Below are 26,376 nucleotides of genomic sequence, written 5' to 3' on the forward strand. Positions count from 1 at the left end.
CTTGCTATCAGCAATTCTATTGCCTACACATTTATCCTGTAAGGAAGTCATTCACCATTGAGGTAAACACCATGGATTGGTTAAGAACGATATCAATAAAGCTTCGCTTGAGCCTCTTGCTTGCCGCGTTGCTTGCAACCATGTTTGGTATGGGATTGAGCCAAAAGCAATCTGCCGACACTATCAATGACATGTTAAACAACATGTATCTCAATCAACTTGTTCCTATTACCGATGTGGCAAATGCAAACATGCAAGCCATCTATCACCACCGTGAAGTTTTCAACTACGTTATCGAACCCAAGCAGTCAGAAATGGACCGCATTGCTGGTGTCATGGATAAATATGAAACCCAAATGATGGCATTACTCAATAAGTATCGCGCTACCGAGCTGACGCCTGACGAGACGCGTTTGCTGGCTGACTTTGACCGCGACTGGCCACCTTATAAGGTTGTAGCCAAAAAAGCGATGGATGCCTCATACCGAAACGATAATGAGGCCGCCATGCAGCTGATGAAATCAGAGGTCTCTGCTGCATTTCAGCGGGTAGATGACGAGCTCTCCGCGATTGTAAATAAGAACGTTGAGTTGGGTAAGACAGCCTATGACGACAGCGATGTCGTGGTTGCTCAATTAGGGCAGGAGTTTGTAATAACAATGGGATTGGTGCTGGTGATCGCCGCCATTGCCGGGGTGCTTATTATACGTAGCATCCTCGCACCATTAGCTCAAACAGTTACTGAGCTTTCCCAGATTGCCAAGGGTAACCTCGTAGATACTGCTCCGCCCTCTGGTAATGATGAGCTTACCAACCTACAACACTCGATGGCATCTACTCGTAAGTCACTTAAAGAAACCATTAACACCGTTCTGCATATCTCCGAAGAACTGGGCTCCTCTGCGGCCCAGCTATCCAGTGCTGCGCAGCAAGTTATGACCAGCTCCGAGATGCAAGCCCAGGCGACAGCAAGCTCTGCTGCCTCCATTGAAGAGATGTCTACCTCGATAGCACAACTTTCTCACTCCGCTAATAGTGCAAATGAGCAAGCCATGAATTCAGGTAATTTGGCGCAGCAAGGTGAGCATCAAGTGGAGGGTGTATCGCGGGAAGTTCGTGCAGTGACCGATGCCATCAATCAATCAACCGCACAAATTCGTCAGCTGGCTGATGATGTCACCAAGGTGGGGCAAATCACCGTCATGATTAAAGGGGTGGCAGATCAAACCAACTTGCTGGCACTTAACGCTGCCATTGAGGCGGCCCGGGCAGGTGATATGGGGCGTGGATTTGCCGTGGTTGCCGATGAAGTGCGTCAATTGGCGGAGAGAACAACCAAAGCTACCCAAGAAATCGACAGTATGATTAGCGGTGTGCAATCCACCGCCATGGAGACAGTCAATACCATGGATAGATATGTACAGAGCATCGAAAACGTTCGTCTCAATACAGCGCAAGCAAGCGACTTGATGGCCAAGGTTGATCAAAGCTCTCAGGCGGTGGTCGGGCTGATGGGAGAAATCAACGTCATGCTGCATGAACAATCATCTGCCAGCCAACTGATTGCTCAGTCTGTTGAAGAGGTGAACAACATGTCACAGGAAAACGTCTCTGCCTCAGAGTGTGTTAATGGTGAAGCTGTGCACCTTACCCAAGTTGTAGGGGAGCTTAAAAAGAGCGTCTCTATCTTTAAATTGAGCTAATTGCGGCGATGTAAGTGCTCGTGCATGACTATCACTGCCGACCAGCGTGTTAGTCAGCATCAACAACCAGGGAAAATGTGACGGTGATACTCATAGAATATCACCGTCACATTGTGGGTAAGTAGACGCCTTACAGGATGGAATATGAAGTCTATTTTGGTGGTAGATGATGCGGGCAGCATCCGATTTGCCCTCAATACATTACTGACGGATGCTGGTTTTCATGTGGTTGAGGCGGAAGATGGCCAAGATGGATTGGCCCAGCTATCGCAGCATCGCATTCACCTGATTATTTCTGACCTCAATATGCCCGTCATGGATGGCCTAGCCTTTCTTCGTGAGGTCAAAGCCCACCCTGGATTCCGCTATATCCCTTTCGTCATGCTAACGACCGAAAATACACCAGAGCTACGGCTGCAAGGTGCAGAGGCTGGTGCGAAGGTGTGGCTGACCAAACCGTTCGAACCGCAATCACTACTCGACAATTTGGCCAAGGTTATTCAGCCATAAGGGAGGTTGTGATGGGTATCACTATCGACAGCAGCGGAGTTAAGACATGCGCCGTGATTGAGGGGGAGCTCAGTATCATGACTGTCGCACAGGAGCAAGACAGCCTCTTGGGTTTGCTCAACTACCCCTCAGTTGTCGTATCACTTGATGCCATCACTCTGCTGGATGGATGTGGCGCACAACTGCTGAGCTTGCTGCAACAAGAAGCCACTTCACTGGGTAAGTCTATGACGTATGTCCTTGACCCGGACAGCCTAGCAGCAGAGACATTTCGAGCGATGGGGCTCTGGGCCCACCTGACCATCGAGGGCTGCCATGGACATCAATAAAGCGAGGATGCTTTTCTTTGAAGAGGCCTACGAGCAGTGTGACAACCTTGAACAAGCGTTGCTAGATAGGATCCGCCACCCCTTGGGAGCAGACACCTATAATCAGATGTTTCGAACTGCGCACACTATTAAAGGCTCTGCCAGCATGCTCGGTCTTGAATTGCTGGTTCGTTTTACCCATAGCATGGAGAATATCCTGGCACGCTTGCGCAGTGGTGATCTAGACCTTGATGAACCACTCACACAACTCTTGCTTCACTGCAACGACCAACTGCGTGATTTATTGCAAAGCGCCGAGCACAATCCAGAACTGAAACAGGTCGAGACTCAGCAAATATTGGCGTTGATGTCTCAAATGCAAGGCTTTCAGAGCTTGCCGTCAATGACCATGGCGGACAGGTCGGTTATGCCAGAAAAAGAACCTGCTGTTCCCATCGTATCTGAGCATTGGCATCTGTCGGTTCGCTTTTATTCCGGTTTGTTTCGCGATGGTTTTGACGTACTGGCATTGCTTAAATATCTGGGGAAGCAGGGCACAATCCATTACATCATGCCTGTGTGGCATCCCTTGCCTCCTTTGCAATTACTTGATGGCACTGATTGCTTCCTAGGTTACGAGATAGTCATTGAAAGTGCTTGTGGCGTGGAGAAACTTCGTAGCGCCTTCGACTTCGTTGCATCGCAAAGCGTCATCACCCTACTGCCTGTACACGGTGATCTTGCCCTCTACCGGGCAGCCGCCCCGGCGCTGTGTGCATGGCAAGATGAAGACGTCAGTGCACAGTATGCAAGGTGGGAGCGGGCGGGCTCACTCACATCGGCAGACATTCAGGTATTGCTTCAGCCTGCACCTCTGACAGCTCCATCTACAACGACTCAACTCGTAACCGACACACCAGAACCGGTAAGCTCTTCGCGCAAAAACCTCATTCGTAGTGACAGTCATTACATTCGCATTGATGCAGCCAAATTGGACCAGTTGATCAATCGAGTTGGAGAGCTGGTCATTGCCGCTTCAGCGACCACGTTACAAGCCCATCAAGCGGGTAATGTTGAGATGATTGAATCCGTGGCGGTGGTTAATGGGCTGGTCGAGGGCATTCGGGATGACGCATTGACACTGCGGATGGTGCCAATCCATGAAATCTTCAATCGCTTCCCACGCGTAGTGCATGAACTGTCCCTGCAAACAGGGAAGTCGGTCACCCTCAATATTCAAAATGCGGACACCGATATCGATAAGTCCATGGTGGAAAAGCTCACTGACCCATTACTGCATCTGGTACGCAATGCTATAGACCATGGTATTGAACCGCCCGCGGTGCGCCGGGAAAAAGGAAAACCCGAGCAGGGGAATATCACACTCAATGCCTATCATGATGCTGGCGCAGTGGTGGTTGAGGTAAATGATGATGGCGATGGCATATCTCGCGAGAAAGTATTGGCCAAGGCGCTGCAAGCCGGGTTGGTGAGCGATACCAAAGCAATGAGTGATAACGATGTTTATCAGTTGCTCTTTGCGCCAGGCTTTTCAACCAACAGCGAAGTGAACGAGTTGTCAGGTCGTGGTGTGGGCCTCGATGTCGTTCGCCGAAACCTGGATGCCTTACGTGGTGATGTCACGGTTGAAAGCAAACAGGGGGTCGGTACTACGTTTCGTCTTCGTTTACCTTTGACTCTTGCCATCATTGACGGGTTTCGGGTGCAAGTGGCTGACACCGCGTTCGTCATTCCATTGGAAATGATGACTGAGTGCCTGGAACTTCCTGATAGCGAAGAAGATCTGACCGTACAGCAACTGCATTTACGAGGAGAGTGGCTGCCTTACGTGCATCTGCGAGCCCTGTTTGGCCTCCCTCCCGCGCAAAGTAATGAGTTTGTAGTGGTGGTTCATCACGGCGATCGCAGAGCTGGTCTGGTAGTTGACCACTTAATTGGTGAATTACAAACCGTGATTAAGCCGCTTGGGGAGTTGTTTCGCCCCTTGCGGGGCATCAGCGGCTCCACCATTTTGGGCAATGGCCATCCGGCTTTGATTTTGGATATACCCCAACTGTTGGCGCAAGTCACGCAGTGGGAGCAACAGCGGATACTGCACACCCTCAATGAGGGGCATTTCTCCGCACCCTGTCGTCACGCTGAAGGAATATAACCATGGACTGGTTTCATCGCCTACAAGTCAGAACCAAACTGGCTGTGTCATTCGCTACCTTATTGTTGTTGCTGATAACACTAGCGGTCACCAGCTATGTGTCGATAAAAACGATGGCGGAGTTGGTAGAGAGCATGCACGCCAATCAACTGGTGCCAGTTCGAGATCTGGCTAACGCCAACATGCAAGCGATTTACCATAATCGTGCCCTCTATCGTTATATCGGTGAAATGGACCTTCAGGTTCGCCAGCAAACTGTCGACAACATGGCCACCTATGAAAACAAGATGAACGAGTTGCTAGATCGCTATCGTAATACCTATCTCACGCCCCCAGAAAAGGAAGCGCTCGCTCGTTTTGATAAATCATGGCCGGATTACAAACGCTACGCCGATGAGATTGTGAGTATTGCCCGCTCTGATAACGGGGATGATGTGAACAACAAACGCGCCATGGCTTTGATGAGCGAAAAAGGCAGGCCTGCATTCAATATCTCTGATGATATTTTAACTGAACTCGTCAATCTTAATGACAAACTGGCGGCCGGAGCACTACAAGACAGTCGCGATGTATACAGCAGTAATATCCGCAGCATGTTGATGATTGCCATCTCTGCATTTGTTATTTGCGGCATCCTGGCAATGGTTGTAACCCGCAGTATTTTACGCCAGCTAGGTGCCGATCCTTCTTATACCGTACAGGTGGTTGAACGCGTTGCAGATGGTGATTTGGCGACAGTCATCACCTTGCGCAATGGTGATCAGGGGAGTTTGCTTAGTACGGTTAATGACATGTCGCAGCGCTTGTCTGAAACGTTAAGCGAGGTGAGTGCGATTGCCGATGCGATTGGCTCTGCGTCTGAACAGGTGGCTGCTACAGCGAATTCCTTATCACAAACCTCGTCGGAGCTGGCTTCGAGCGTTGAGCAGACCAGCGCATCTGTCGAAGAGATGGCGGCCACAGTAAGTCAGAATGCTGACAATGCCAAAGTCACCGAAGGGATCGCAGTCAAATCAGCTGAGAATGCCACCGCCAGTGGGCGTGCCGTTGGTGATATGGTGCACGCCATGAAAGAGATTGCCTCGCGCATCACTGTTATCAATGATATCGCCAACAAGACAGATTTACTGGCCATCAATGCGGCCATTGAGGCCGCAAGAGCGGGAGAGCATGGCAAAGGGTTCGCAACGGTGGCCGCGGAAGTCCGCAAGCTGGCTGAGCGTTCGCAAACCGCAGCCAAGGAGATAGGTGAGCTTGCCAGCCGCTCGGTGGGGGTCGCTGAGCAGGCAGGTACGTTACTGCGGGAGATGTTACCGGGCATAGACCAGACCGCCACCCTGGTTCAGGAAATTGCAGCTGCATCGCGTGAGCAACGCGCCAGTATTGGCCAAATCAACGTTGCGGTCATGCAAATCAGCGAAGGGATGCAATCCTCTGCGGCCTCAGCTGAAGAGCTGAGCTCAACATCAGAAGAACTCAGTTCAACGGCGTTGCAGCTACAAGAGCTGATGCGTCAATTTATGCTCCGCGACTCAGCCAAAGCCAATGCGACCCGTCAATTGAGCAGAACAGTGTTGCACCATCCAACGGCACCCACTAAGAAAGTACCACTTGGTGCTCTCCATGCACATGATGCATTACAGGAGGGGGAAGATGGCAAATTCACCAACTACTGAGCTTGTGCAAAGCGAGGTATTTCACTGTGTCACTTTCATGCTGGGTGGTGAGCGCTATGGTATTGATATCACTTACATGCGAGAGATCATTGAGTATGAAGGGATAACGACAGTGCCGATGATGCCCTCGTTTGTGCGTGGGATCATCAATCTGCGTGGGGCGGTTGTCCCGGTAATTGATTTACAAGTGCGCTTTGGCCAAGGCATGACGACTCTGCAATCCACCACAGGCATTGCTATTTTGGCATTACCCACATCGCTCGATTTCTACCAGGATGTGGGCATCTTGCTTGACTCGGTGTGTGATGTGTTGGAATTGCGGCGCGATGCTATTGAGCCACCTCCCCATTTTGGCGTGGCACTGCGAGGCGACTTTATTGCAGGCATTGTGACCGTTAATGATGAGTTTGTGGTACTGCTCGATGTGACGCGGGTCTTGTCACTGTCCGAGCTCAGCGCCCTAGTGGAGAGTAAGGTGAGCAGTCACCACCTTGAGATCAAGGGCACAGAATGAATGACGGAAAACAGACCTACAGCGAACAAGTGCCCCAACTGAGCATGCAGGAGTTTGCGCTATTCAAATCGTTTCTGCTCACACAAGCGGGGATTGATTTAGCTGACAGCAAGCGAGCGTTGGTTCAGTCCCGTCTGGCCAAGCGCTTGCGTCAGCTGAATATGGGTAGCTTTCACGCCTATTGGCAACGGTTATCTCGCCCTGGCGAAGAACAGGAACGGCAATGTGCAATAAACTTGCTATCTACCAATGAGACCTACTTCTTTAGGGAAGAGGCGCATTTTGAGTGGCTACACAGCTACATTCAAGTGCAAGACACGCCCCCCAAGGTGTGGTCCGCAGCATGCTCCAGCGGTGAGGAGCCATACACGATTGCTATGATATTTGCTGAGCAATTTGGCTTGGGCTCTCCTTGGCGGGTATGGGGCACGGATATCAATACCAATGTCATTGCTCATGCTCGCAAAGGGATTTATTCGCTGGAGCGAGTGCAGCGCGTCCCCCCCCACCTCTGGTTGCGCTACCTCCAGCGCGGGCATGAGGAGTTTCACGGGTGTGTGCGTGTTCATCCTGCGTTGACAAAGCATGTGGCGCTTTCACAGTTGAATTTATTAGATGTCGCTCAGTTTGGGGAGAGGGCACTGGATGTTATTTTTTTACGCAACGTACTCATTTATTTCAATGCGGCGACCAAGCACCAAGTATTAAGTCAAGTATGTCAGCGCCTCAAGCCCGGTGGATATTTACTGGTAGGGCACTCAGAAATGATCCGCGATGCAGAACTCCCCTTAGTACAGGAAGCACCTTCACGCTATCGGCGGATTGAACGTGATCAGATAAAGCCCAAGGAGGTTATATGACGATCAAGGTGATGGTGATTGATGATTCTGCATTGGTGCGCGAGATGCTGACTCAGGGCCTTGCCAAGGCCCCTGACATAGAGGTTATTGCTACCGCACTTGACCCACTGTACGCCATCTCGCAGATGAAGTTGCGCTGGCCCGATGTCATCATTCTCGATATTGAGATGCCCCGTATGGATGGTTTGACATTCTTGCGAAAAATAATGAGTGAGCGCCCAACACCTGTGATTATCTGCTCATCTTTAGCGACCAATGGGGCAGCCGTCACCCTTGAGGCGCTTTCGTTGGGGGCGGTATCCATCATCACCAAGCCGACGCTTAATGTGAAAGATTTCCTCAGTGCCTCGACACAAGACCTCATTCAAGAAATCCGGGCTGCCGCACAGGCTAAGCTTGCCAATATCCTTCCCTCTTCTACCAATACTGCAACCAATCTTGGCGAGCGCGCTTTGCACAGTGCGGATGTGATGATATCGGCCCCCACCTCTCGTTCAACCTATCAGACAACCGATAGGGTGATTGCGCTGGGCACCTCAACTGGAGGCACCCAAGCATTAGAGTTTTTGTTGACCCGTTTACCAGCGACCTTGCCAGGGATTGCCATCGTTCAACATATGCCTGAAATGTTTACTGCCGCCTTTGCTCAAAGGCTAAACGGCGTTTCTCGGCTAGACGTCAAAGAAGCGAAGACTGGGGACAGGCTTGTTCGGGGTTCTGCATTGATTGCTCCGGGTGGCAAGCATCTGCTGGTACAACGCAGTGGTGCACAATACTACGCTGAAGTGAAAGACGGGCCTTTGGTATCACGCCATAAACCCTCAGTAGATGTGTTGTTTCGCTCGGTAGCGGTAAATGCGGGGCGCAATGCCATCGGCGTGATTATGACCGGTATGGGTGATGATGGGGCTAGAGGCATGCGAGAGTTGCACGATACTGGAGCTAGAACAGTCGCTCAGGATGAAGCGAGCAGCGTAGTCTTTGGGATGCCCAAAGAGGCGATTGCTCATGGTGGTGTTGATGAAGTGATGTCGTTACAGCATATCAGCCAATACCTGGCTGCGCTGGCATAGAGGGTTACACCATGTCACTGGACAAATGGAAGGGACGATCGGCGTTGGTGGTTGATGACTCGCGTTTACAGCGATATGAAGTCACCTGCCTGCTCCAGGAGCTGGGGTTTGAGTTGGTGTACGGTGCAGAAGACGGTCGTGATGCTCTGGCGCAGTTGCAACAGCTCAACCAGATAGATTTGGTGCTCACAGATCTGAACATGCCTGGGATGGATGGTGTTGAACTCATCGCTCAGCTGGAAAAAATAGTGACCAGTCCGTTGTTTGTTGCGGTCATGAGTGCGGCAGACCGGGATGTCCTAGACGTGATCCACATGATCGCTGATGCCAGCCCATTGGAGGTGATTGCTATATTAGAAAAGCCAGTTACCAAAGATGCATTGTCAGCGATGTTATTACAATCTAATCCTGACATGCACAAACACCAACGAGCCAAGCACACCCTGGAGCTCAGTGAGGGGGACGTCAGACTGGCCTTAGCAAAAGGGGAATTGGTGCCATTTCTTCAGCCTAAAGTGATCATGAGGGATGGCCACTTGTTTGGATTTGAAGCGTTGGTGCGCTGGCTACATCCCGAGCATGGCACCTTACCTCCTGTGAGTTTCGTGCATCACCTTGAGCAAGGGGAATTGGCATTACAATTTTTCTACGATTTTTTGAAAGCAAGTTGTGATGCCTTGTGCCGCCTTGATGCATTAGCCCCCTCGCTAACATGTTCTATTAATATGCCTGTTGCCTTGTTATTGTCAGATAAACTGGTCGATAACATGGTTGAGATCGTAGAGAATACGGGGCTTGTTTGTAACAAAATAATTATTGAAGTGACTGAAACCACTTTCATGTCAAATCTATCCGCCTCTCTAGGTACGCTAGCTCGCCTTAGATTACGGGGCTTTGGTATAGCAATGGATGACTATGGCACAGGCTATTCATCTATGCAGCAATTATCACGCTGCCCATTTACAGAGATAAAGATTGATAAGGAGTTTGTGCGAGATGCCTATTTGAGCCAAAAAAAATTGGCCATCCTCACATCCGCAATAGCAATGAGCCAAAAATTAGGTCTAAAAACAGTGGCAGAAGGTGTGGAGAGTGAGCAAGACTGGGTTCAGTTAACTCAACTAGGGTGTGAAATTGCCCAAGGATATTATATCAGCAAACCAATTCCTATTGACCAAATACCAGCTTGGTATGCCAAATGGTGTGATAGTGAACTGCTGAATAACTAATACCCATTTACGATATTTAATATATCATTGTACGGTGAGATGAGGTTGACAAGAGTGAGAGAGCAGGTGTGATAATTAAGTAGAGTTAGTAACTAGTGGCGCGAGTGACCATGGAATATTGATGAGTAACTACTAGGTGTAACACTGTAATTTTCATTTAATAGTCAGTGGAGGCCGAGCAATACTGGGCCAAGGAGAAAAGAATGTCACTACCCGATTTCGATTCATTAAAAGCGATGGCTGAACGCAATGAGGGTGAACTTGAGGCACTCCTTAAATCAGAGGTTGATATTATTTTGCAAGGGCTTCCACCAGAGCAAAGACGTAGGTTATTAGGCTTGCAATTTCAAATAAATTGTCAAAAAGATCTCTCCCATAACCCGATGGATTGCTGTATACGATTGAGTAATATGCTATATCTACATTATCGACAATTCAGATGGATTTTAGAAGAATTTAAGGAGACTGGAACAGTCCCAACTTGCCTTGATGCCAATCCCAAAAAAGGGAGTATCGTGCAGTTGCATTCCTCATTAGATAACGATATCAAAAACTAGCAGCCATTCTTTCGTATGAAAACGCATAAAGTAACCAAAATCATATTGACATCAGACTGAGTTTTTCGGTGGCGCGTCTCAGGATGGCAGTTTATTTATAGTGTTCACATACGTAACTATTTTTCATACCTAATAGTATATTTTTTTCAGAATTATTTTCACGCAAGTAATGTCTTAGATTCATACATTGCCGTATCTGCCAGTAAGTGACACCAGTATCTCGATATCTTCTTACTGTATACTAGCTCATCCTTTCGTCTCATCAGCACTACCTCATTTTTGGGGAGCCCTTTATCAATACCCATGCTCTTGTTAGGTATAATACAGGCAATCGTCCTTTTGTGTGCTATCAGCTGATGAGGGGCTACCATCGGCACTATACACATAAACACGTACTGGTGTTGGGCCGTACCGCGGTTTCTCGGCTCTGTGTTTTCTGACTTTCCACTTACCTTCACCCAAGCACCATCAGGTTAGTCGAGTAGATAACCTGGCGCTAATACGCACTTAGAAAGTGCAATTGCTACCATGCTGGCTGAAGACATAGTTGTATTCGTGCTCCAAAAAGTGGTGCCTTCATCAGTTCGAGCAGGGAGTCGAATCCCCCCTGAGTTGCTTGAACATCAGGAAAATACAGATGGTCTGATCTGTGCGCTTAAAGGGCGTGGTAGGGAATAAATCTATATGTCCTCATTGGGATCTCTTCAAGTAACTTCGATTTGGGGAAGCACGCCCTAAATAAGTTACTATTTGGAACAGTTTTTATAGAAAATCCCCAGTATCTACTATACTTAGATTTAGTCCTGAATAATAAATTTTAAAAATTACGGGCTCTGTAGTTACATGCAGTTAGCAGGAGCTTACTTATGCAGTTAAATAAATTAGTTAGTTCATTAGCTCTGTTTTTTTTCTCTTCAGCCCAAGCTTCTGTTGAGATTCGTCTTCAGGAATGGGGCTATTTACCTGATAGCTTTGAGGAAGAGTTTCATAGATATGCTCAGACAAGAGGGATCGATGCAAATGTTATAATAATTGAGCCACTTATAACCGATTTTGAAAGTATTTATAAAGCAATACGTACTAATGCAGCAGACGTTGTAATCCCAACAAGCTATTTTTATAAGGCTCACCATCAGCCATTATTTAAACTGCTATTGCCAATGGATTTCGAGAGATTAAGAAACTACAGTGAGCTTAAAAGCTTCATGAAAAACACAGAGTATGACAAACAAGCTGGCCATAATTACTCTGTGCCGCTTCTTTATGGTATGTTTAGCCTTGCATATGATAGTAAGAAAATTCAAGAGCCTGATAGTTGGAGTGTCTTACTCCAAGATAAATATAAAGACACCTTCACAGAGTTTTGTGATCAATTCGAACCTCTTTTATTATCTACTCTATTGTCTTATCATCGGTCACCAGCCTTATTTTCAAGTGGTGAAATACTTGAAGACAAACAACTTCTAACTGTATTAGAAGAAAAGTTGACCAAAAGACTTATAAACACTAGTGGCTTTTGGTTTAATCAGATGAATAGCTGTGCTGCCCTCCAGAAACAGCAGTTAGCTACAACGTGGGGTATTGAATTAGTAAAGTGCAACAGAGAAAACAAACAAGATTGGAAGATTGCAAATGTTAAGGAGGGCGCTATATATGGTTTAGATGCAATATCAATTGTACGTACAGTGTCTAAAGATCCACAAAAGCTCACTGCGGCATATGTGCTGGTTGACTTTTTATTGAGCTCTTCACTACAGAGGCATTTCACTACACCAACATTTCGTGGTAGTAACAAAAACTCAATGCCAGAACTTAGCGTCGAAGAAATGAACATTATCCCCCAAGGGAACTTCATTGATTTTGATGAGAGACTCCTTATCCCTGCTTTACCTGCAAATATTAAGAACAGATATAAGAGAATGGTTAATCAAGCTATACTTGCTAGTGGGAAATCTGACTTGTCAAATAAATGCACTTGGGACTTAAACAATTAAGCTATTCATCATCAATAAAAGTACGCTAGTTAATGAACATTTCATACTTAGTTCAATAAAGGTAGTGTGCAATGTCACCTTGTAAAATTTTAAACAGTCTATTGGGGGGGCGAACTAATCAATATGCAAACAATTAAATTTCACAAGCAAAAGTATGGTTGATAATGAATTCTTGTTGTGATGAGTGGGGGAAGAAAATGCAAATCAGTCCATTAAACACTACTTATGGCCTATGAATATATTAATTAATTTTCTTCTTGTTTCATCACTAACTGGTCATGGTCCAATCCTGGGCAGCCCATATCTTCGCTTTGGATACAGTGAGGCTTGTCCTCACATGTGTCCCAATGAGATTAACAAAGGTTTTGTCACTGATATAGTGCGGGTGATTTATGAAAGTAAAGGCTATAAAGTAACATTTGTTTCGCTGCCTTGGGCACGGGCCACTTCTTACGTTTTACATGGGCAACTTGATGGCATGCTATCAGCAAGCAAATTAGAAGTGCCGCAAATGGTCTTCCCAAACCTTGAAGTAGCCATGCAAAATGATTGTTTCATAGGTCGTTATAGTGATGCTTGGCAACCCAGCGATTTATCGTCATTTATTGGCAGGCGAACATTGGTCTTTAAAGGTTGGTTTCATGAAACAAATTATATAAACGCACTCGGAAAAGAAAAGTATCGTAAGTTATTCATTTCTATCCCTCTAGATCCCCGCTATCCATCACGAGCAGTGAGAATGATTCAACGTCAACGAGTGGACTCTTTTTGGATGGATGAGAACGTTTACGAGTATTACCAAAAAAATTTACCTATAATGCAGAAGAGTAAACTGAAAAATCTCGGCTGCATAGCACAGCAAAAATTATATCTTGCGATATCCCCAGCAGACCATGGGCATGCGAAAATTCTTGCACAACAATTTGACCAAGGAATGACAGAAATTAGGATAACAGGTAAGTTAGCCACTATATTGGCTCGTTATGGATTGCATGATTGGATTATTCGGGGGGAATTCCAGGAAATATTAAAATCCTATACCACGCAAAAATAAACCCACTGATACTTAAGCCTCTTGAATTTAATTGATTAACTACAGCTGCTTGTAGATTACATAGACGTAGATAATGTTAATTTCAACCAGTTGGTCAATGTAATCATGGGACATCAAGGTTATTTCTAAATTCGTTGTTAATGGCTCTATGGCTACGCAACTGATTCACTCCGACCAAGATAGCCATCATGGTAACCATGATGGGAAAAATTTCTGAAAACTCACGGTTTAGAGGGATGCATGATTCGTCTTGGCAATTGTCATCACGTTACGGTAGTAGGGATTTTTTCAATAGTTTATATGAGATCTAATCAAAAAGACGATTTTTGCAACAATGGATGAGGATAGGAGTGATCTATTTGACTATGTTGAGCTTATTTACAACAGCAAACACAAGCATAGTTCCAATGACATGTTGAGTCCGGTAAGGTTCTAGAGCCTCTAGCTAGAACGATTGGGAAGTGTTTAGGTCACTTGTGGCGATTCGCTATCTATTGTAGTAGACATTCAGTACATCAAATGTAGAAACACACAGTATATGTTGGCAGCATAGCCAGTCCCCCACACAACAAGGAGATGTTGATGCAAAGCCCTGTAGTACCGGATAACGAACGGCTCCGCCTAGATGCATTGCGCCGTTTGGCGATTCTTGATAGTCCCGCAGAGGAGCGTTTTGACCGGATCACTAGGATGGCTCGCAACATGTTTGAGGTGCCTATCGCACTAGTATCATTGGTTGACGAAAACAGGCAGTGGTTCAAATCATGCTGCGGGCTATCAGCTTTGGAGACGCCACGGGACATTTCCTTCTGTGGGCACGCAATTCTTGGTGAAGAACTGTTTGTCGTTGAAGACGCAGCCCAAGATCCACGATTTTCTGACAATCCCTTAGTCACAGGAGAACCACACATACGCTTCTATGCAGGCCATCCACTAGAAGTGGGCAATGGCCTGAAACTCGGCACATTGTGCATCATAGACTCTAAACCAAGAGTGTTTAGCCCACGAGATCAAGCATTGTTAGCCGACTTGGCCTCCATGGTTGAGAGTGAGCTACGAGCAGTTCAAATGGCGACAATAGATGAGTTAACGGGGATAACTAACCGTAGAGGATTCATGTTGTTAGCTGAGAAAAGTTTGAAATATGCATTTCGTATAAAAGCTCCTGCTACATTATTATTTTTAGACCTGAATCACTTCAAAATGATTAACGATAAGTTTGGTCATGATACTGGTGATGATGCCTTGCAGCAAATGGCAGAGTTATTATGTCGAGTATTTAGAGATGCTGATATATTTGCCCGTCTTGGTGGGGATGAGTTTGTCGTTCTTTTGCCTAGCACTGATAGAGAACATTGGCAGAGAATTAAAGAAAGGCTGAATAATGTATTGAGTGATTTCAATAAGCATAGTGGGAAGCCATATCAACTTTCATGTTCCTTAGGAATTGTTACTTACGATGCCAGTATGCCACCTGATTTAGATAAACTACTCCGGCAAGCAGATGAAGATATGTATGCACGCAAAGTGCAGCGATGAGGGGGGCTACGAGCAATAATGGTTATTCAGTCATCGTCGGGGGGGATGTACACCATTTGGACGGGATGAGACGATCGTCTCTTTTTCCTGTTCGGTGAACTGTTATCCCTTGCGAACGTTACTCAGTGCCCATTAATTGCTCTGTGATTGGATTTCATTATGAAAATCTGACACTTAACTAGTATCACTATACAGGGACGTGTAAAAAATGAGCTTGATTGGCTTGGTACTGGCGTTGATCGCCATCCTTGGCGGCAACATTATCGAGGGGGGGCATCCCAGTGCGCTACTCGATCTGCCCGCATTCCTTATCGTAATCGGCGGCACCATTGGTGCTGCTTTGACCCAGTTCCCCTTCTCCGTCGTCGGCAGCACCATGAAGCGTTTCAAATGGCTGCTCTCTCCCCTAAAGCTCGACATGCATGAACAAGCCCAGTTACTGGAGACCCTTGCAGGCAACGCCCGCCGCAGCGGCATGCTGGCGTTGGAAGGGATGATCGAGGAGATCAAGGATCCCTTCCTGAAGAAAGGGGTACAAATGATGGTCGATGGTTACGAGAAAACCAAGATACACGAGGTTCTGGAGAACGAGATCGAGTTTGAGCAGGAAGATCTCGAACAGACGATCAAATTCTATGAAGCGATGGGAGGCTACTGCCCGACCATGGGGATCGTCGGCGCAGTATTTGGCCTGATCCACGCCATGGGTCTGCTAGATGCCCCTGACAAGCTGGGTGGTGCCATTGCGGTGGCCTTTATCGCTACCATCTACGGGGTATCCGCCGCTAACCTGATCTTCTTGCCATTTGGCAACCGCTACAAAGGGTTTGCTCACCAGATCCGTCACTACAAAGAGATGACCCTGACTGGCATTCTCTGCATCGTGGATGGCGAGTCACAGGCACGCCTGCAAGTTACCCTTGAACCTTACCTGGGAGGTCACGGTGGCCAAAAAGAAAAAGGCTGAAGCGCCGGAGAACCACGAGCGCTGGCTGGTCTCCTATGCCGACTTCATGACCCTACTGTTCGCCCTGTTTGTGGTGCTCTACTCCTTTGCCATGGCCAAGCAGTCCGAAACCCGGGTGCTTATCCAGGGCTTTATCGAGTCGCTGGGTAAAATCGGCCTCATTTCCCCTCCTGCCGGCTCACCCTTGATGCAGGGGGGCACAGGTATTCTCGAACCGGAGTCGAAAACTACCCCAAGTAGCCCGAAAAAAGAGACTGTACTGGAAAAAGATGCCCCCATGGCGGCATCGGATCCCTTCAACGAGACCATAGGTGCCTCGGAAAAACCGAGCGCTACCGAATCATGGCCCCACAAGACTAAGGAGCAGGAGTGGGTGCAGGTGACCAAGCAGAAGCTGGAGCAGCAACTCAAGGCTCAGATCGAATCGAAGGATCTGGAGGTCGAGCAACTCGGCAGTCAGTTGGTGATCCGTATCGGCGAGAAGGCGCTGTTCCCCGCCGATTCTGCATTCCTCCAACCCCAGTTCATCCCGCTGGTCAACAAGATCTCCGGCATTTTGGCCAACATTCCTGGACAGGTGGTGGTCACTGGTCATACCGATAACTCCCAGGCACCAGTGGAGCTCTATCGCAACAACTGGGAGCTCTCGGTGCTGAGGGCCTCCTCCATCGTGCAGACCATGCTGACCAACCCCCAGCTGGATGCCAGACGAGTCATTGCCCAGGGTGTTGCAGATACACAACCCCGTTTTGCTAATGACACCACAGAGCATCGCCAGGCGAACCGCCGGGTCGATATCACGCTCTCTCAAGGCAAGGCAGCAGAAGAATCGCTGCAACTGCTCAAGCCCTAGCCATCCCACTCTCGAAACAGAATGCTATGACAGAAGTAACAGTTTACGAGAGTGGTGTATTGGGATCATATTCACCTGACAGTTAGCTTCACAATCACAAACCACAACTTCGATTCAGCTCGGTGTGATCGCTCTCTCATCTAGTTTTCTCTACTCATAGGTTTGTGACCAACCCACTCGTGTAATCTGTTACGATACCACTCATTTGGCACCACAACTTGTGGGCAAGTAAATAAGTCGCATGACGCATTAATTAGAGAGTTGTTAATGAATGATTCCATAGCCAAGCTATCATTTAACTTCATTGGAAAAATCCTTGGCTCAGATACTATTGTTGTGCAGGGAGATAATTTAGTATCCTCCAAAAAAGATACTATTTTAGAAAATGACTCTGCATCCGACTTCACCAGTTTTGCAACTTTTGAAAGAAGATTCCTAGGCGGGATACTTACCTACAAAATTGGAAGTAAGACTAAAAAACACAAATTTATTAGATGTGCTGATTCAGATAGCTTCGTTGAATCGCTAAATACTTTAATAGCAAAACATATTACAACAACAATAGAGCAGAAAGTTACAGAGTTTAATATTCTTGCTTTTGACGAGTATCCAAGAGACTCTTGGGTGAACAATCTTGCTCAAATATGTACGTCATTAACCCACGACTATCAGGCCCAGAGCGAACAATGGGAAAGATATTTAAATTCTGAACTAATAGAGAAGGTGAAAAATCTAATATCATATCATCCTCTTAATATTGACCACATACGCGAGCAGCACGAAGCGTCTCAACTTATAAAAAGAAAAGAGTTCTTTGATGTCGTAGAGTCAAATCCATTAACTAATGAACAGCGTTTGGGCGTATTACGCTCCAATGATAGGAATATGGTGCTTGCAGCAGCTGGTACTGGAAAAACATCTGTCATGGTTGCTAAGGCCCTCGATTTGATAGACCGAGGATTAGCGAAGCCATCGGAGATCTTGGTTCTTGCATATAACAATGCCGCTGCAAACGAACTCCGTGAACGCCTCGCAGATAAAGCTAAGAAGTCTAATATTGAGCTAGAATCGACTCCAGAGATTGCTACTTTCCATGCGTTAGGCAGGATGATTCTACGTAATTCAAATGTTGATACCAACATATCTATTTTTACTGAGGATGACGTAAAGCTAAAACTATGGGTCACCTCATGGCTTGAAGAATATTTATCATCAGATATCGATAGGATTTATGACTTTATAAACATGTTCCCAGAACCCGTTAACCCTTTTGATTTTAAGTCAAAATCAGAATATGAAGCGTATATCAGGGACAACGAATTTAGAACCCTCAATAGTGATCTCGTTAAGGGCTATCAGGAACTCCTTATAGCAAATTTCCTTTATGAGAATGGTGTTGAGTATAAGTATGAGTCTCCATATGTGACCAAACGGCGCATTGATATTGGTTTTGACTATCGCCCAGACTTTAAAATCATAGAACCTGAACTTTATATTGAGCATTTTGGTATAGACCGTCATGGAAGAACCAGGCCAGATATAGATCGTGTTTCTTATAATCAGTCCATTAATAATAAAAGAATGCTGCATAATGAGTGTGAAACTGTTTTAATTGAGACATTCCATTATGAATGGATAGAGGCGGTCTTACTGGAAAACCTCAAGAAAAAGCTGTTAGATAATGGTGTCGTTCTAAATCCATTATCTCCTGATGAACTGTTCAACAAGCTGCGTGATATGGGTCATATCACAGGCTGGGGTGAACTTTTGACAAAAGCCCTCCAATCCATTCGAGTTGAACGCCTCACGAAAGAGTCCATACAGAGTAGGTTCGATACTACTGGAGTGCATCATTCCAAGAAGCTCTCAGAAATCTTGGATTTGCTTCATCATGCATATATCAGTGAGCTCAGAGAACAGAATGCAATTGACTTTGATGACATGATAATCAGAGCGATTCAGGAGGTGAATGCTGGCAAATATATTCCTGAATGGCGATACATACTGGTTGATGAGTTCCAGGATATATCAACAGCTCGAATGGAGTTCATTCAGACCATCATTAAAAATGGGCCACAGCCATCACTAACTGTCGTTGGTGATGATTGGCAGTCAATTTATAGATTTAATGGTGGAAAGTTAGAGCTAACAACTCGCTTTGGTGAAATCGTTGGTAGCTACACGCTTACTAAGCTACAAAAGACCTTCCGCTATAACAATAGTATTGCTGATACTGCTGGTCAGTTCATTATGGAAAATCCTGAACAGTATAAAAAGTATATAGAAACGCATACTGTGGTTGAGGATTCACAGATTTATCTGCTTGATGACAAATCCCCAGAAAAAGGAGGTTTAAATAAAAGAGTCGCTGAGGTTGTTCAAAAGATTAGAGAGAATGATGCGACTGGAAGTATCGCCATTATTGCTCGTTATAACTATCTTTTAAATGAGGCTAAGAGTGCATTAAAACAGACTAATAGTTTACGCAATGTTAACCTCTGGAGCTTCCATAAATCTAAGGGGTTAGAGGCAGACTATGGAATTTTGATCGGCTTTTTTCAAGGAAAGATGGGATTCCCTAATGAAAATAAAGACAACCTTATAGTTGAAGCCCTGCTGCCGTCTTTAGACCCATATCCTCACTCTGAGGAAAGGCGTCTCCTCTATGTAGGTATTACCCGAGCAAGGAAGAAAGTCTATATTATTGCCAATCCTACAGCACCATCCGATTTTGTGACGGAGTTACTCTCACCAAAATACAAGATAAATGTAGTTTCAAAAGCATTCAGTGAGGAATCCAAAAAAAAGTTCAAGTGCCCACACTGTACAGATGGCTATCTAAGGTTGATCAAGGGGCCGTATAGTGAATTCTATGCATGCAGTACAGGTTTTGGCTGTCCTGTAGGAAAGGCTAGAGTGTGTGAGAAATGCCACTCCCCCTCAATTGACACAAGGAACGAGAGCGTTTGTAATAATTCTCATTGTGGTTGCAAAATTAAAATATGCCCTGAGTGCGGACGACCAATGAAAATCCGTAATGGTCAGTATGGTGACTTTTGGGGATGTACTGGTTATGGGATTAAGGATGACCAGTGCAAGGTTACCATCAAGGTCAAGGCAGGCTTACGATAGCTAACTACGTGAGTTAAGGTAGAGGAACATATGGATACGTATTCCGAAATAATAAATGAATTTAATAGCTCGTTTTCAACCAATGCCAGCCTGTGTGAAGATTTAAAGGTTGGGTGGGATCTGGGAGATTGTAAGTCTTTTGCTTTATACCAGTTAGTAGAAGACCAACGTAGCGCCCCCTTTGGTACGGTTCTATACCACCATATCGGCAGCTACAACACTGGTGAGGTATACGAAGCAGAGGGGACAGCTGGCTTCAGGCTCAGCTCACGGCTCGATAGTATTGAAAAATTTTTCCCTTTGTCTTCAAACGAGGCGACTCGTAGATTAGATATTGGGTATCGGTCACCCTGGCTTGGCGGTAGTTGTGCATTTTCCTCTATTCCGTTTAAGCGGTGGTGGGTTGATTCATTTAAAACATTGTGTGCAAATGTTCCTGCCCAGGCTGAGCTGGTTAACTCATTCTTGACGCGAGAGATAGAAGTTCTTGCGGACAAAGCTAGAAAAAATAACGATAAAAGTGGCTCAGTTTACAAGTGCTTCGTAGAACGGTTGGAGTACCTATCACTTCGTGTAAATCAACAATTTCTTGATTCAACAAACTACATTCTTCATCCTGAACTGTTTTTTAATGTAGTTTCAAATAATTTGGTTAGTTTGAATGAACAAGAGAAAAGGGAGTTGATGAACAAGGCAAGGAGAGATAGCCATTTTGATGACCCACTTAAGAAGTGGTGGTAATCAGCTGATGGCAATCAGCAGTTCTACGCAATCATCAGACTTATGTAAGCAACCGCTGGCTCGACAGTTTGCTCGGTTACAAAGGGGATATCAATTTCTCCCTAACTAGGCGAACTCATTGAACTTTAGAGTATCCGTAGGAGCGGGTTGACCATGATGCTGGATGATGGAAGGGCTATCCCCTACAGCACGTTGAATATGCTCTGAAATTGATACCAATGGCAGTATACCCGAAAGTAGCCAAAACAAGACACCGGTCTGAGATCGGTGTCTTGTGATAACTAGAACTGTACAAGTCATTTCTGCTTATAGTCTAAATCTTGACTGTCCAGAATTGCTTCCAACGCCTCTGCTAATCCTGGATCTGAAAGTATTGTTCCTGCTGGAATCGGCCGCTTAGCTATCAGACACCCATCACTGTTGAAAGACAAACTCGGGATAGATTGATTGAGCAGGTTTGAGATAACTTCCCGATTCAACTCACTCAATATTGTTGCTACCAAATTAGTAGTCCCTATCTCCATAGATACAACTGGTAATTTCTCGATGTTTCTCAATGCGTCATTTTGAGCCTTTAGCGAGCGGACTTGGCCAATGAATATCATCATTTTATGCTGAAGAACTGGATCACTAATTTTTGCTAGATCTTGTTCATCAATTTGGATTAGTCCATTATCAATTGTCTCCGTAATCTTAACCTTCTTCGCAGCCAGAACCTCTATCCAAGCATCGATTAAAATGGGATAAGGATTTTGGCCATTACGCTTGTTGTAAATAGTTCTAGTCGATATCTTATACCCTTGTGTTCCTAATATTTTTACTACAGATGCAGCAGAAGGTGTTGAACCTTGTTTTACCAGTTTTGCACAAACCTCATGGATATGTGCAAGCATTTTCCTTTGGTCTGCTTTTCTATTTTTAGACAACTCCTGATACAAATCCTCTACTTGGCTAATTGTTACGGGTGTCATTGATTATTTTCCTTGTGCAAAATCTGACTAGATAACTGTAGTCTTGCCATTTCACGCGGCATACTAGGGGTAAAGCCAAGATCTTCCAGGGTCACATTACCTGATTGCAATGCTACTATTTCCTCTCCTGTAGCTCTAGTTACAAGGAGTTTTGCCAGGCTATCTGCGACTCTCCGTTTTTCATCTATTGTCAGCGGTAGCATCATGAGCGGCTTATATCCGTTATTTAGAAGGATAATATTCATCACCTCATCACGCTCTCGCTCATAGTTTTCATCACGGTCATTGATATAAATTCTGCTAGCCTGAACAACAAGATCTAGTGTTTTGAAATTGCTAGGTGACTCAGCATATTCTATATCGAAGTGGCTTTGTGAGTGCACAACAAGATCAATCCCCCCTTCAGGACTTCCATCTGGTATCTGACGAATTTTACTGATGAGATTATGAGTCGCATGAAGCGAACGGATCAGAGTATCTGTTTCATTACTAAGGCGCTCAATTATTGAGTGTAATTTGTTAATATCAGTCCTCAATTTTGCATCAGGCTTTTCTCCAGCCTTCACGGCTGTTCTCAAATTAACCTGAAGTTTATTCACATTTTCGGTGGCATCTTGAGTTGCCTTTATCTTTTTCTCTATCTCAAGTAGTAATTTGTTTCCGTGTACTATCAACTCCATTTTCCAAGGAGAACCGGTAATGAAATGACGGCAATTAATACAGTCTTTATCTGAAACTGCTCCATAAGTATTAGTTTTCCCATTTTTACGAATAACTTCTCCACCATCGTAACACCTCGTACCACCGTATGGGCAAATTCCTAGATGGGTTGCATTCCAAATACCGACAATGGCAGTACAATTTCTGCTTAATGCGATTGCAGCATCTTCACTATTATATACTGCATATTTTTTCACCTCATCCCACGAAGAACTCTTAATCCACCGAGCAAAGTCCTCCTGTTCACTTAGCAGGATATTGTGACTGGCCTCATTCAGTATTTCTGTGACGTGAGCTACCGAATGTTTTATGTAATAGAGGGTCATGGTCAAGCTTTTGTGCCCAGCAACAAGCTTACTAAGCACCTCAATTGGAACCCCTTGTTCTGCCAGTGAGGTTAGTCCCGCAACCCTTAATCCGTGAGGTGTAAAGAATACTAATTGGGGTTGTCCAACCTCATTCCAATTAAGAACAAGTTGGATATCCAGTCCCTCTTCATTAAGCTGTTTTTCCAGTTCAGCCATTGCCAGATTCCAATACTGAACCAGAGAACGCTCAGTTGGAGGGACCATGCTAGTTGCAGCACTTCGTTTCGAGTTTATGCCCGAACGGAAAAGATAAAAACGGTCAGGAATACTATCTGCGATAGCCTGATTGGCTGTTTGAGGAAATACAGAATCTGGAATTTCTCTGGCAGAGACAGGATTGTAACACGGATTATACTTTTCCTGCCATGCTCTTAACTCTGTTGCCAGACGGATTATTTCTGGATGCTTCCAAGGAATTTCATAACCAGAAAATTCACTAAACCCCACATCTTTGTCTGCTGTTTTATTGGAGTTTATGTAAAGAACCAGATTCTGGTCACTTTCTTCAAATGAGCGAGATTCTCTCAGTAAACCACGGTCATAAACTCTAGCTTTAGGATCGTTTTTCCAAAAATTAGCGGTACTAGATTTATTTGCAATCCATTTATTTAACTCTGGTGAGAATTGCTTAGTATCGCCCTCTCCAGAATCACACCGTAGCAACTGGATACGCCGAACTGGAATTTCTAACATCATCAGGTAGATATATGTAACTGAAGGCAACCAGAGAGGCTCACCTAGTTCGTTTGTTAAATGGTCACTATATTCACTACTTAATGTTTTTGGCCATGCATAATCTTCTCCTGAGAGCAAATCCCTTAACCTCATTCTAAGCCATAATGGCATAACCTCCTTGGTAGAAGATCCTGGCACATCCAAATCACTTTTATGCGAATTAAAAAAAGATTTAAGTGCTTGCGGACGAACTAATGGGTATGCGGCAGAAAATTTATCACCATTTTCTTCGGTGTCAGATAAATAGGTTTCGATAAACCAGTTGGAAAAATTCGTGTTGTATCTTACAAAATCGCAGAGAGCGGCCTCACTGGAAAATAACTTTTCATGAAACTTTGCTTCCGACCATGCTATGAAATCTACTGGTGGTTGTGAGCTAAAGAACTCTTCTGGCGATGGTATTTGGGTGCCAAAATAGACATCTTCCAAGAAGATACGAAATCTATGAAATGCAGTATGATAAGTTTTTAGCGTATAGTTACGAGTTGATTCAATATAGTGGTTCCAACGCTCAACCCATGAAACAAGATGCTCAGGAGGCTTAGCCAGAAGATCCTCGCCTTTGTTGACTTTATCTGAGCGTTTTACGTGAATCGCCTTAGAGAAGTTATACCCTTTTACCATTAAAGTTAGTAGTTGAGCTACCCCCTTTAAACCTGCTATATCATGAATGCCTAGATCATTAATATACCGGTCACCGTCAGCTGTTCTTATAGGAGCTAAAAACTCCTCCCAGTCCTCCATAGTGACGTCATTAAGATATTTCCTCTCCATCAGAAAAAGAAGTTCACTCGCAGCAGTGATAATATTATTGACGAGAGTGGCTCTTGCTCGCTCGCTTTTTGGGCTATTAGCAACCCCATGAGAGGCTATATCCTTTTCAAGCCTATCTACTATTGACTTTGGGACAAGTAGCCTTCTTAAATTTTTGGGTATGTACGACTGCCCATACCTAGCGTAAAAAAATTCAGACGTTATCATCCATTTACATGTTTTGTAGTTTTTTATCAAACGCTCCAAAGCATTTTCAGCCTCTCTTGAAACCTTGGATGCAGCAAAAGGGGAAATGACCATCACAGATAGGGCTATTTCATCATTTTGTTCAATTGCGTTGCCATTTCTTGCACTGATACCGCGCAATTTCATTTGACCATTCCTATATTGTTTAGTTGTGAGCTAAGTGTGTAACTGGCCAAGATCTTCTGAACCTTATCTGGTGGTAGTTTTTTGTATACTTCTTGAGCATCAATGGTTCGATGGTGCATTACATCCTTAATTATCTGGGGCTCAACTCCAGCTTCGGCCATTACATGTCCAACGTGGTGCCGTAACGCATGCGGATTGAGTCCATAATCTCGACCACGCGGCAACTTCCGCCCAAGTTTTTTCTCCAACCGCCCTAGAGCCCTCTCAAAAGATTTATCGAATGCAGCCATTGAGTAAGGAGCACCTCGATAGCTGATGCCTGCCCCACGATCTTCACCATTAGATACAAATAAAAATGGATGTTCGGTTCCGTGATTAGCCTTGTAGCTCTCCATTAGTAATGGACGATAACGGTTCATGTAGAGTAAATACATTTCCCAAAACAAGAACGAGTACGACTCATGTATGAAATAAACAGGCGCTGACAGCGTTTTTTTATCTACGGCCAGAGATTTCCAGGTAGCATGGTGACTTTTGCTAGCACTACTCCGATTTCTAGGTAACATTTTCCTCTGTGCCAAGTACTGTTCTCTGGTTTGTTTGTTGCCTCTAAATCCTGTTTTTGCGCCTGATGGATGAAATAAGGTAACTGTGCATCCTTTCGCTGGTTCAGGCATGACATCATTAAACCAGAGATGAAATGGCTCCCCTTTTCGAAGCCCACCGCCCGCAAGCAATATAGTGATCATTTTGGCCGTCATGTCCTCTCGTTCAAATGGATCTGTTGCATGAGGATCACGAATGAAGCCGTGTGTTATTAGCTGAGGAATTAGCTCTGAAGGGAAGTCGTTGACAGTTCGAATGTTACCTATCAATTCTCGGGGATCATTACCCAATTCCATACCAAAAAAATGTCTCGCTTTATCCAACCCTTCCGCCAGCATTTTGACGTCCTTGGTGTGATACAGCATGGATTTACTGGCAATTTTGCTAGCTGTCAGCAGCCTTCTTAGGCTAGGTGGGACTTCTTCTAAATATCGAAGGAAAACCGGATCCTCTTTCCTGCTGGTTTCATCTTTCCAAGCGATAAACCTAGTTATGCTAGAGCACATTTTTTTTTGCACAGAAAGCGAACTAGGGGCCCAATAAAGACCAGTCTTGTCTTGAAAGGTCTCTCTATCAATAGTGCCGTTAAGAAGAGATAGCGAGAATCGACGGAAAAGCTCTTGTCTTGATAAACCTAAACTGGCAACAGCAACGGAGAAATCATATAGCAGGCCCAGCGCTCTAGATGTTTGCCTGGCCCACGACAAGCTAGTATTCGGACGAGCTTTGAGGTACTCCACGAGAGGCCAGAAAACAGAAAGCCCGTTTGGAGTAATCAAGTATAACATTGGTAGCTTCATGGTTGAGACATCAGCCAACTTCTGGATGACCACAACATGAGACCTACCTATAGGAGAATTCTCTTTCAACCTCAAAGCAACCACCATTTAACATTACATTCCATGTGTTAACTTGATGGTAAGATCTGTTAGGGGGTTGGTCAAATC

Annotated in this window: 21 protein-coding genes; 18 read left to right on the top strand and 3 right to left on the bottom strand. The window is 45.2% G+C overall.

All coding sequences use genetic code 11. The features are described from left to right. The first annotated feature begins 71 nt into the window (after positions 1 to 71). The 18 genes from BN1139_RS02775 (at position 72) to BN1139_RS21285 (ending at position 20,883) form a co-directional block, all read left to right on the top strand. A complete protein-coding gene (locus BN1139_RS02775) occupies positions 72 to 1,703 on the top strand; it encodes a methyl-accepting chemotaxis protein (RefSeq protein WP_041980122.1) in 1,632 nt (543 codons plus the stop codon). 144 nt (positions 1,704 to 1,847) lie between these two features. Further along, the gene (locus tag BN1139_RS02780; protein WP_041980124.1) at positions 1,848 to 2,213 is read left to right on the top strand and encodes a response regulator; all 366 of its coding nucleotides are present in this window, start codon (positions 1,848 to 1,850) and stop codon (positions 2,211 to 2,213) included. Between the two features lie 11 nt (positions 2,214 to 2,224). Further along, entirely contained in the window at positions 2,225 to 2,542 is a 318-nt protein-coding gene (locus BN1139_RS02785) for an STAS domain-containing protein (protein ID WP_052449564.1), read from the top strand. After that, complete coding sequence (locus tag BN1139_RS02790; protein ID WP_041980126.1) at positions 2,529 to 4,694, top strand: chemotaxis protein CheA; 2,166 nt, start codon at positions 2,529 to 2,531, stop codon at positions 4,692 to 4,694. Before BN1139_RS02785 ends, BN1139_RS02790 begins: the two co-directional genes overlap by 14 nt. Before the next feature lie 2 nt (positions 4,695 to 4,696). Beyond that, a complete protein-coding gene (locus tag BN1139_RS02795; RefSeq protein WP_041980128.1) occupies positions 4,697 to 6,370 on the top strand; it encodes a methyl-accepting chemotaxis protein in 1,674 nt (557 codons plus the stop codon). After that, the gene (locus BN1139_RS02800; RefSeq protein ID WP_041980130.1) at positions 6,348 to 6,884 is read left to right on the top strand and encodes a chemotaxis protein CheW; all 537 of its coding nucleotides are present in this window, start codon (positions 6,348 to 6,350) and stop codon (positions 6,882 to 6,884) included. The genes BN1139_RS02795 and BN1139_RS02800 overlap by 23 nt, the downstream gene beginning before the upstream one ends. Further along, positions 6,881 to 7,744, top strand: a complete 864-nt coding sequence (locus BN1139_RS02805) for a CheR family methyltransferase (protein ID WP_041980132.1) — start codon at positions 6,881 to 6,883, stop codon at positions 7,742 to 7,744. The genes BN1139_RS02800 and BN1139_RS02805 overlap by 4 nt, the downstream gene beginning before the upstream one ends. After that, positions 7,741 to 8,817: a protein-glutamate methylesterase/protein-glutamine glutaminase gene (locus tag BN1139_RS02810; RefSeq protein ID WP_041980134.1), complete on the top strand. Its 1,077-nt coding sequence runs from the start codon at positions 7,741 to 7,743 to the stop codon at positions 8,815 to 8,817. Before BN1139_RS02805 ends, BN1139_RS02810 begins: the two co-directional genes overlap by 4 nt. A gap of 11 nt (positions 8,818 to 8,828) precedes the next feature. Next, positions 8,829 to 10,046, top strand: a complete 1,218-nt coding sequence (locus BN1139_RS02815; RefSeq protein WP_041980136.1) for an EAL domain-containing response regulator — start codon at positions 8,829 to 8,831, stop codon at positions 10,044 to 10,046. Positions 10,047 to 10,249: 203 nt separating this feature from the next. Continuing rightward, positions 10,250 to 10,603 carry a DUF3135 domain-containing protein gene (locus BN1139_RS20760; RefSeq protein WP_074045182.1) on the top strand — a complete coding sequence of 118 codons (354 nt, stop codon included), beginning with the start codon at positions 10,250 to 10,252 and terminating at the stop codon, positions 10,601 to 10,603. A gap of 866 nt (positions 10,604 to 11,469) precedes the next feature. Continuing rightward, the gene (locus BN1139_RS02820; protein WP_041980138.1) at positions 11,470 to 12,597 is read left to right on the top strand and encodes an ABC transporter substrate-binding protein; all 1,128 of its coding nucleotides are present in this window, start codon (positions 11,470 to 11,472) and stop codon (positions 12,595 to 12,597) included. Between the two features lie 232 nt (positions 12,598 to 12,829). Beyond that, positions 12,830 to 13,651 carry a substrate-binding periplasmic protein gene (locus tag BN1139_RS20765; protein ID WP_143231924.1) on the top strand — a complete coding sequence of 274 codons (822 nt, stop codon included), beginning with the start codon at positions 12,830 to 12,832 and terminating at the stop codon, positions 13,649 to 13,651. A 310-nt stretch (positions 13,652 to 13,961) separates the two neighbouring features. Further along, complete coding sequence (locus BN1139_RS21925; RefSeq protein ID WP_370510291.1) at positions 13,962 to 14,087, top strand: IS3 family transposase; 126 nt, start codon at positions 13,962 to 13,964, stop codon at positions 14,085 to 14,087. Between the two features lie 146 nt (positions 14,088 to 14,233). Further along, complete coding sequence (locus tag BN1139_RS02830; RefSeq protein WP_005361891.1) at positions 14,234 to 15,190, top strand: sensor domain-containing diguanylate cyclase; 957 nt, start codon at positions 14,234 to 14,236, stop codon at positions 15,188 to 15,190. Between the two features lie 208 nt (positions 15,191 to 15,398). Then, the gene (locus tag BN1139_RS02835) at positions 15,399 to 16,157 is read left to right on the top strand and encodes a flagellar motor protein (protein WP_005361888.1); all 759 of its coding nucleotides are present in this window, start codon (positions 15,399 to 15,401) and stop codon (positions 16,155 to 16,157) included. Beyond that, entirely contained in the window at positions 16,135 to 17,010 is an 876-nt protein-coding gene (locus BN1139_RS02840; protein WP_143231925.1) for a flagellar motor protein MotB, read from the top strand. The genes BN1139_RS02835 and BN1139_RS02840 overlap by 23 nt, the downstream gene beginning before the upstream one ends. A gap of 267 nt (positions 17,011 to 17,277) precedes the next feature. Then, the gene (locus BN1139_RS02845) at positions 17,278 to 20,142 is read left to right on the top strand and encodes a UvrD-helicase domain-containing protein (protein ID WP_041980144.1); all 2,865 of its coding nucleotides are present in this window, start codon (positions 17,278 to 17,280) and stop codon (positions 20,140 to 20,142) included. Between the two features lie 30 nt (positions 20,143 to 20,172). Next, positions 20,173 to 20,883 (top strand): hypothetical protein, encoded by a 711-nt coding sequence (locus BN1139_RS21285; RefSeq protein WP_143231926.1) that lies wholly within the window; start codon positions 20,173 to 20,175, stop codon positions 20,881 to 20,883. A 296-nt stretch (positions 20,884 to 21,179) separates the two neighbouring features. Here the strand turns inward: BN1139_RS21285 and gmtX are convergent, their stop codons facing one another. From gmtX to BN1139_RS02860, 3 genes are read right to left on the bottom strand one after another with little or no spacing between them, the layout of a single operon-like run. Continuing rightward, a complete protein-coding gene (gene gmtX / locus BN1139_RS02850; protein WP_041980145.1) occupies positions 21,180 to 21,854 on the bottom strand; it encodes a gamma-mobile-trio protein GmtX in 675 nt (224 codons plus the stop codon). Beyond that, a complete protein-coding gene (locus BN1139_RS20770; RefSeq protein WP_074045183.1) occupies positions 21,851 to 24,823 on the bottom strand; it encodes a VPA1269 family protein in 2,973 nt (990 codons plus the stop codon). Before BN1139_RS20770 ends, gmtX begins: the two co-directional genes overlap by 4 nt. After that, the gene (locus tag BN1139_RS02860) at positions 24,820 to 26,217 is read right to left on the bottom strand and encodes a tyrosine-type recombinase/integrase (protein ID WP_162183923.1); all 1,398 of its coding nucleotides are present in this window, start codon (positions 26,215 to 26,217) and stop codon (positions 24,820 to 24,822) included. The genes BN1139_RS20770 and BN1139_RS02860 overlap by 4 nt, the downstream gene beginning before the upstream one ends. Positions 26,218 to 26,376 lie beyond the last annotated feature (159 nt).

Origin of the sequence: Aeromonas veronii bv. veronii, from assembly GCF_000820225.1 — a bacterium.
In the GTDB taxonomy this organism is placed as follows: domain Bacteria; phylum Pseudomonadota; class Gammaproteobacteria; order Enterobacterales; family Aeromonadaceae; genus Aeromonas; species Aeromonas veronii.

Excerpts from the sequence above, each read along its gene's own strand:
- BN1139_RS02775 (WP_041980122.1), top strand. The coding sequence starts at position 72 with ATGGATTGGTTAAGAACGATATCAATAAAGCTTCGCTTGAGCCTCTTG.
- BN1139_RS02780 (WP_041980124.1), top strand. The coding sequence starts at position 1,848 with ATGAAGTCTATTTTGGTGGTAGATGATGCGGGCAGCATCCGATTTGCC.
- BN1139_RS02785 (WP_052449564.1), top strand. The coding sequence starts at position 2,225 with ATGGGTATCACTATCGACAGCAGCGGAGTTAAGACATGCGCCGTGATT.
- BN1139_RS02790 (WP_041980126.1), top strand. The coding sequence starts at position 2,529 with ATGGACATCAATAAAGCGAGGATGCTTTTCTTTGAAGAGGCCTACGAG.
- BN1139_RS02795 (WP_041980128.1), top strand. The coding sequence starts at position 4,697 with ATGGACTGGTTTCATCGCCTACAAGTCAGAACCAAACTGGCTGTGTCA.
- BN1139_RS02800 (WP_041980130.1), top strand. The coding sequence starts at position 6,348 with ATGGCAAATTCACCAACTACTGAGCTTGTGCAAAGCGAGGTATTTCAC.
- BN1139_RS02805 (WP_041980132.1), top strand. The coding sequence starts at position 6,881 with ATGAATGACGGAAAACAGACCTACAGCGAACAAGTGCCCCAACTGAGC.
- BN1139_RS02810 (WP_041980134.1), top strand. The coding sequence starts at position 7,741 with ATGACGATCAAGGTGATGGTGATTGATGATTCTGCATTGGTGCGCGAG.
- BN1139_RS02815 (WP_041980136.1), top strand. The coding sequence starts at position 8,829 with ATGTCACTGGACAAATGGAAGGGACGATCGGCGTTGGTGGTTGATGAC.
- BN1139_RS20760 (WP_074045182.1), top strand. The coding sequence starts at position 10,250 with ATGTCACTACCCGATTTCGATTCATTAAAAGCGATGGCTGAACGCAAT.
- BN1139_RS02820 (WP_041980138.1), top strand. The coding sequence starts at position 11,470 with ATGCAGTTAAATAAATTAGTTAGTTCATTAGCTCTGTTTTTTTTCTCT.
- BN1139_RS20765 (WP_143231924.1), top strand. The coding sequence starts at position 12,830 with ATGAATATATTAATTAATTTTCTTCTTGTTTCATCACTAACTGGTCAT.
- BN1139_RS02830 (WP_005361891.1), top strand. The coding sequence starts at position 14,234 with ATGCAAAGCCCTGTAGTACCGGATAACGAACGGCTCCGCCTAGATGCA.
- BN1139_RS02835 (WP_005361888.1), top strand. The coding sequence starts at position 15,399 with ATGAGCTTGATTGGCTTGGTACTGGCGTTGATCGCCATCCTTGGCGGC.
- BN1139_RS02845 (WP_041980144.1), top strand. The coding sequence starts at position 17,278 with ATGAATGATTCCATAGCCAAGCTATCATTTAACTTCATTGGAAAAATC.
- BN1139_RS21285 (WP_143231926.1), top strand. The coding sequence starts at position 20,173 with ATGGATACGTATTCCGAAATAATAAATGAATTTAATAGCTCGTTTTCA.
- gmtX (WP_041980145.1), bottom strand. The coding sequence starts at position 21,854 with ATGACACCCGTAACAATTAGCCAAGTAGAGGATTTGTATCAGGAGTTG.
- BN1139_RS20770 (WP_074045183.1), bottom strand. The coding sequence starts at position 24,823 with ATGAAATTGCGCGGTATCAGTGCAAGAAATGGCAACGCAATTGAACAA.
- BN1139_RS02860 (WP_162183923.1), bottom strand. The coding sequence starts at position 26,217 with ATGTTATACTTGATTACTCCAAACGGGCTTTCTGTTTTCTGGCCTCTC.